The organism is Rhizobium atlanticum (assembly GCF_030182485.1).
In the GTDB taxonomy this organism is placed as follows: Bacteria; Pseudomonadota; Alphaproteobacteria; order Rhizobiales; family Rhizobiaceae; genus Rhizobium.
This window is the reverse complement of sequence record NZ_JAQJCJ010000061.1, coordinates 1-4843: the sequence shown is the minus strand read 5'-3', so window position 1 is coordinate 4843 and position 4843 is coordinate 1. Positions and strand designations below refer to the sequence as shown.

General features: G+C 57.1%; 1 protein-coding gene and 1 pseudogene. Both read left to right on the top strand.

The genetic code is table 11. The features are described 5' to 3' along the window. Nucleotides 1–576 precede the first annotated feature (576 nt). Nucleotides 577–1992, top strand: a complete 1416-nt coding sequence (locus PH551_RS32520; RefSeq protein ID WP_026188840.1) for an ISNCY family transposase — start codon at nt 577–579, stop codon at nt 1990–1992. A 761-nt stretch (nt 1993–2753) separates the two neighbouring features. After that, a pseudogene (locus tag PH551_RS32515) lies at nt 2754–4843 on the top strand (Ulp1 family isopeptidase); the annotation flags it as partial.

The window sequence follows — 4843 nt, the reverse complement described above, 5'->3', positions numbered from 1 at the left end:
AGACGATCCCCAGTGCCGGGGGCGACATCGAATGTGCACGTCGCCAGTCTTCCTTCAAAACGTGACGTTTGGCCAGCATCCCAAGAGGCGACGGCTGTCGCATCTGAGGTGTAGACAGATACGGATGCGGGAAGAGCCTCGGGTGCGAAGGATGCTGGCGCGGTCGCTGAAGTGCTTAGTGCCGTCTATGACGGCCTACCCTTTGCGGGTTCTACTATGGCTTCAGGCCAGGACGAAACCCGCCCATGGCGCCGGATGCATTTCATACAGCGATCATGAGCCAACGTGTGAGTTGGGTGCTCGATGCCGACCCGTATCCTGCAACTAATGCCTGCGGGCGGGTGCCGCGGTGGACCGACTTGTTCATCACGCAACGATCATTCGAAATGAACGTTGAAAGCTATCGACGACGTTCCACCCATGGGGGTCAAACGCCGGCGCGGCAGGCCAGCCTCATTCGCGACAATCAAAGGCACCGCCAGTTTGTCGCGCGCATTGCCTCGCCTGAACTGCTCCCTGAGAATGGGTTATTGCCTCATCTAAATTGCTCCCGCCGAATCAACCTCGGGAGCTGTGATGAGGAAGGTCAGCATGGCGACACGTGCGGAATTGGTGGCAGCGATCAGTTGTCGCTATGTGTTAGGCGGGCGGGCCGAGAAGGCGAGGATGTTAGACGAGTTCGTGGCGCTCACGGGCTTTCATCGCAAGCATGCGATGCGACTGCTGCGAGGAGAACGCAAACCGGCGAAGGGTGGTCCTCGGCCAGGGCGCCGGGTTTACGGCGACGACGTGCGGGCAGCGCTCGTCGTTGTTTGGGAGGCGTCGGATCGAATTTGCGGCAAGCGACTACACCCCCTGTTGCCAACACTAATCGAAGCGATGGAACGTCATGGACACGGCGATATGAATAGCGAGACGCGCCGGCGACTCTTGACGATGAGCCCAGCGACGATTGATCGGGTCCTCAAGGAGATTAAAGCGAGCGCCACGGGTCCGCGGCGCCGGAAAGGATCAACAGCGATTCGGCGTAGTGTTCCCGTTCGAACCTTCTCGGATTGGGATGACCCCGCACTTGGCTTTGTCGAAGCTGACCTCGTTTCTCATTCCGGCCCGTACCCGAGGGGTGCCTTCTCGCAAACGCTGGTGTTGACAGATATAGCCACGGGCTGGACGGAATGCGCGCCGCTGCTGGTTCGCGAGCAAACGGTACTGATCACTGCGTTGGCCGAACTGCGCAAGTTGCTGCCGTTCCCGCTGCTGGGCTTCGACACCGATAACGACAGTGTGTTCATGAACGAGAGTGTTCATGAGTATTGCTTGCGCGATAATATCGAACTTACCCGTTGCCGCCCTTACCGAAAGAATGATCAGGCATTTGTCGAGCAGAAGAATGGCGCAATCGTGCGCAAGATCGTTGGATACCGACGCTTCGAGGGGCTGCGAGCCACTCGGGAGCTGGCCAAGCTTTATTCGTCAATGCGGTTGTTCGTGAATTTCTTTCAGCCATCAGTCAAGCTGGAAGAAAAGCACCGTGACGGAGCCAAGGTGATCAAGCGCTATCATCGTCCTGCCACACTCTTCCAGCGGCTGTTTGACGACCCACGCACGCCGGAGGATACATGCCTTTGGCTCAAGGCGATGTACCTGACGCTCGAAGACTTTCTTTCTGGCTTACGGATTGCTTGGCGTGGTGGTGAAGTGAAACCGACTGCCCGCTCCAAGCCAGCGGCCAAGCGAGAGCGGCGGAGGCCCGATCCTCTACTCGCCGTCACTGCCGAACTCGAGGAATGGTTCGAGGCGGAGCCTTGGCGAACTTCGCGAGAGTTGCTTGAACGCTTGCAGGTCAAATGCCCCGGCGTGTATCCCGACGGCCTCATTCGGACCGTGCAGCGCCGAATGAAAATCTGGCGCAGTACACAGGCCAATGCGCTGGTGTTCGGGCCATTCGCCGATGCCGCGCGGCAGACGGAAAGTATAGAGGTCGGGCAGTGAGATCATTACCGAACAATACAGGATCGTCATCCGCGCTCTTACCGCCAGGTTGGCCTTCGACAACCGACCCCACCGGAAAACATGATGACCGCCCGCGAAGCCGCCCGCTCGCTACAGCGCTATTGAGAGGCGCGCTCGCGAGCGGCTTCGCTACCTCCGTCACCTGCACCAGGTGCGGGGATACGATCGGAACAACCCGTGAGGCATTCGAAAACATCGAGTGAGGCAACGACATTATTCTCCGGGAACACTCTTGGGTGAGGCAATACGGCGTCTCATCCTGATCGCCGCCCCATAGGTCGCATAACTATCAGGCGTGCAACGGGTTCTGTCAGCAGCTACACCGCAATGGTTCCGTTGCCTGAGGCGGCGAAATCAGAAAGGCCGGCGGAAAGATTGGTTGGAATCGGAAATTCTGACGGCACCCTTCGCGCTGCATGTTCCACACATCACCCGAAACTGCTTAAATGAAGGCCAATTTTAGCGGGCTCCGCATGGCAAGCGGCAAGCTGGCGAGCCTCTCAAGCCATGTGCCGGCCTGATGGTCGAGTGCAGACGATTGTCGGCAAGCCGTCGCCATATGGTGTTCGGCCATGCCTTGAGGGCATGATTGGATCTGGCTTTAGCATGCTGGGCGGCGGTCGGCAGGCATTAGGATCGAGGTTCCAAATTTGAATTTCGGAGGAACGGCATCGATGTACCCAAGACGGAACCCGCCGCGCGATGACGATTCTCGCGAAGTAAGTGGGTGGATCGAAGGCGTGACCGGAGCTTTCGAGACGGACGCCTGGATCGACGACTACTATTCAGAGAGCCGAGACCTGGAACAGGATCCGACCGACTTGCGCCTCGGTTCGCACGATAGTGACGCCGGCGACCGTGTGCCGCGTCGCAGTTCCGTGGGCGGTTCGATGCGAGTGACGCCGCAGTCGCTGGCGCCGGAGAGGGGTTCGGGGCAGCAAGACGTCGATGCCGCAACGGAGACTCACGTGGCCTCAACCAAGGTTCGCAAGCGTGGTCGCCCCGCCGACCGAGACATGCATCCTGATGACGAGACCCGTATCAACCAGTTCGCGGAAGCAGTCCGAAACTACGAAATTCTACCCGACGGTAGCGTCGGCCGAGGGGACGGAAGGGTTCCCGAGGCTACCGTCGAGAACAATTTAGGGATTCTTAGGAGGTTCGCTCGTTGGCTCCGAGCAGAAAACAGAGATTCGATGGCTTCTCGGCTTTTAAACGATCCAGATTCGCTAGCCGGTGATATCGCGGATTACTGGGCAAACGGTGGGGACGATCGTAAGCGTCTTAACTCAGCACTGTCTCATTTCAGGAGGCTCTCGCCTGAGGGGCAAGAACTCCAAGCCGTTGGACCTGGGCCGCGCCTGATGGGCCGCCGAATTCATGATCCTTATCCCGACGACGCCCTCATTATTGAGGCCTTGGCCAACGAAGAGCGGAGTAAGCTCCGACCGGTCTCGACTTCCCGGAAAAATGCCAGTAACCAACGAAAATTTAGCGCTTGGCTCAAAAGGGAGGGCAGGGAGAGCATAGTCAGCCGACTCACGGGTACTGATGAGCAGCAACGGTCGTTGCAGGAGGATTTTAGGAAATTTACCGAGGCCGAGGGAAAAGTGGTCGTGAGTTTCGATCGGCTGCGGCAGTATCTAGGCGCCGAGTCCCAGTTGAAACAGCATAATCCTTATCCCGACGACGCCCTCATGATTGATGGCTGCGCCAACGAAGAGCTGAGCAAGCTCGGATCGGACTCGACTTCCAAGAGGAATGTTGTCCGGATTACGGCCATAAATCAACGGAGGTTTAGCAATTGGCTCCAAAAGAATGGTAGGGGGAGCATAGCCAGTCGCCTGACTGGCAGTGATCAGCAGCAAGGGTCGTTGAAGGACGATTTTAGGGGCTTTACCAAGGCTGAAGGAAGAATAAACGTGGGTTTTGATCGGCTGCGGCAGTATCTAGGCGCCGAGTCCCAGTTGAAGCAGCATGATCCTTATCCCGACGACGCCCTCATTATTGAGGCCTTGGCCAACGAAGAGCAGAGTAAGCTCGGACCGGTCTCGACTTCCCGGAAAAATGCCAGTAACCAACGAAAATTTAGCGATTGGCTCAAAAGGGAGGGCAGGGGGAGCATAGTCAGCCGACTCACCGGTACTGATGAGCAGCAACGGTCGTTGCAGGAGGATTTTAGGGCCTTTACCAAGGAGGAAGGAAAAAAAGTGGTCGTGAGTTTCAATCGGCTGCGGCAGTATCTAGGCGCCGAGTCGCAGTTGAAACAGCATGATCCTTATCCCGACGACGCCCGCATCATTGATGACCTAGCCAAGGAAGCGCTGAGCAAGCTCGGATCGAACTCGACTTCGCAGAGGAAAGTCGTCTTGAATCTGGCCAGCAATCAACGGAGGTTTAGTGATTGGCTCCGAAAGAAGGGTCGGGGGAGCATAGGCAGTCGCTTGACTGGCAGTGATCAGCAGCAACAGTCGTTAAAGGACGATTACAGTAACTTTACCAACGCTGAAGGAAAAAGAATAAGCGTGAGTTTCGATCGGCTGCGGCAGTATCTAGGCGCTGAGTCGCAGTTGAAACAGCATGATCCCCATCCCGACGACGCCCTCATGATTGATAGCTTCGCCAACGAAGAGCTGAGTAAGCTCCGACCGGACTCGACTTCGCAGAGGAGAGTCGTCTGGAGACTGGCCAGCAATCAACGAAAGTTTAGTGATTGGCTGCAAACCAGGGGTAGGGAGAGCATAGCGAGCCGGCTCAACGGCAGTGATCAGCAGCAATGGTCGTTGAAAAAAGATTACCAAGACTTCACCGAAGACATGGGAAAACACAC